Source organism: Neisseria sp. P0001.S005 (genome assembly GCF_051963715.1).
The window spans coordinates 1-2,463 of the sequence record NZ_JBQCTZ010000324.1; the positions used below are offsets into that span (position 1 = coordinate 1).

Consider the following 2,463-nt stretch of genomic DNA (forward strand, 5'->3'; position numbering starts at 1 on the left):
CCAACTTCAATAGTGGGAAGCGGTCGATGTGTTTGGCGATCATGGCTTGAGCAGTTTGCTGAAAGAAGGTACTCATGGAAAATCCCCTAAATGTCTTAGTAGGAATTTAGGGGATTTTGGGGAATTTTGCAAAGGTCTCGGCCTTTTTATATATCAACGCTTAAATTAATTTTCGTTGAGGATAGGGAATAAGAATAAAAAAAAAGAGCCTGCATAAAACAGGCTCTTTTTCATACTAATCCGAAGATTAGAATTTGTGACGCAGGCCAACCAAACCAGAGATGGTTTCAACTTTGTGAGGGCCAGACTCAGCACCACGCAACCAACCGGCAGAAACCAGAGCAGTAGTACGTTTAGAGAAGTCGTAGTCAGCACCAACGATAACTTGGTCGTATTGAGTACCTTTCAGTTTTTGACCGTCAACTTTAGCTTTGAAGCCGTGAGCGTAAGAAACGCGAGGAGTTACGTTACCAGCGCGGTAAGCGGCAGTAGCAGCAACTTCGATAGTTTCAGTAGGACGGCTATCCAAGGCAGCAGCAGTACCAAATACTACGTTAGAAGCGTTAGTAGTAGCAGAGTTTACAACGCCGTTAGATTGGGCTTCGGCGTAGTCGCCCAAAGTTTCCCAGTTTTTAGCGTATTGACCGGCTACAGACACGAACAGGTTGTTAGCATCGTAACCACCTACCAAGCGGTGTACGTGACCGTCTTTTTCAGAAACGGCGTTTTTACGGAAACCACCAGCGTATTGACCGAAGAAACCAGAGTTTTCGTAGTTCAGGCCAGCGTAGTAAGTGTCACGGGTAGCGTCGTTGTGAGTGTATTTGTCAGAAGGGTTAGCGTTGTCGCGTGGAGTGTATTGTACGCTTGCGCTGAAGCCTGAGAATACAGGGCTGTCGTAACGTACAGATACTGCACGCTCGTCAACACGAGTGAATACAGACATGTTCAAAGCACCGTTGCTGCTTTCCCATTGGTCAACATTGTCGCTAGAATCTTTAACAGTAGAGTTCAATTTACCGGCACGAATTTTACCGAAGCCACCTTCCAAACCGATGAAAGATTCGCGAGAAGCCCACTCTTTGTCACCACCAGCGATAGAAGTGTTTTGTTCAACTTGCCAGATAGCATTCAGGTTGTTACCCAAGTGTTCGTGGCCTTTGAAACCGATGCGTGAACCGAAGTCAGCGATTTCAGTAGCAGTTTTAGAGCTTTTCTCGTGACCCAGTTTAGCAGCAGTTTGTTCACCCAATTTTACTTTGGATACTTCAACGCCGGCTTTAATTTGACCATACAGAGTTACGTCAGCCATAGCTGCAACAGGCAGAGCCGCCAGAGTCAGGGCAATCAGAGATTTTTTCATTGCTGTTTTCCTTTTTTAAGTGTGAAGAAGCGAGCATTCGTTCTTCTTATTACGATATCGTTCTGTTTCAACGATTCCATGACCATAATATAAAGGTTATGGCCTAGGAAAACAAATTTTCCTCTTGTTTTGAGTGATTTTTGCAGGGAAACGTTGTTTTTTACAGACAGGGTGGAAGCATAAGGCGGTCTTTTATTTTGTAATGTGTTTTTCTAAAAGGTAATTTTGGGATGGCTATAAAATATGGGGTATATAAAATTGGGTTGTGAATATTGTTTATCGTGTTTTCGGACGGCCTTGGTAATTAAAATTTATAGTGTATTGGGTTTGCAAATATATAAAAAACCTGCCTGATTGCTCGGGCAGGTTTTATTTGATTGGAAGATAGATTAGTTTTTGTCTTGGTCAACCAGTTTGTTTTTGGCAATCCAAGGCATCATAGAACGCAGTTGAGCGCCGACTTTTTCAATTTGGTGATCAGCGGTCAGACGGCGACGGGCTGTCATGCTGGCATAGTTGACGGCACCTTCTTGGATGAACATTTTAGCGTATTCGCCGGTTTGGATGCGTTTGAGGGCATTGCGCATGGCTTCTCGGGATTTGTCGTTGATGACTTCGACGCCGGTTACGTATTCGCCGTACTCTGCATTGTTGGAAATAGAGTAGTTCATGTTGGCGATGCCGCCTTCGTAAATCAGGTCAACAATGAGCTTCATTTCGTGCAGGCATTCGAAGTAGGCCATTTCTGGGGCGTAGCCTGCTTCAGTCAGGGTTTCGAAGCCGGTTTTGATCAATTCAACCACGCCGCCGCACAATACGGCTTGTTCGCCAAAGAGGTCGGTTTCGGTTTCTTCGCGGAAGTTGGTTTCAATCACGCCGCCTTTGGTACCGCCGTTGGCTGCGGCGTAAGACAGGGCGATGTCTTTAGCTTTGCCGCTTTTATCTTGGTAAACGGCGATCAGGGAAGGTACGCCGCCGCCTTTCAGGAATTCGCTGCGTACGGTGTGGCCTGGGCCTTTAGGTGCGATCATGATAACGTCGAGGTCGGCGCGAGGTACGATTTGGTTGTAGTGTACGTTGAAGCCGTGGGCAAACGCCAA

General features: G+C 46.0%; 2 protein-coding genes. Both read right to left on the reverse strand.

Annotation, left to right across the window (positions count from 1 at the left end; translation table 11 throughout):
* Positions 1-247: 247 nt before the first annotated feature.
* On the reverse strand, positions 248-1,363 hold the full coding sequence (gene porB / locus ACTHSP_RS19585) for a trimeric porin PorB (protein WP_440346735.1): 1,116 nt from the start codon (positions 1,361-1,363) through the stop codon (positions 248-250).
* A gap of 389 nt (positions 1,364-1,752) precedes the next feature.
* The coding region (gene ilvC / locus ACTHSP_RS19590) for a ketol-acid reductoisomerase (protein WP_440346736.1) at positions 1,753-2,463 on the reverse strand (711 nt) is incomplete at its 5' end.

Bases quoted from the DNA above. Each gene is read 5' to 3' on its own strand.
- porB (WP_440346735.1), bottom strand. From the start codon at position 1,363: ATGAAAAAATCTCTGATTGCCCTGACTCTGGCGGCTCTGCCTGTTGCA.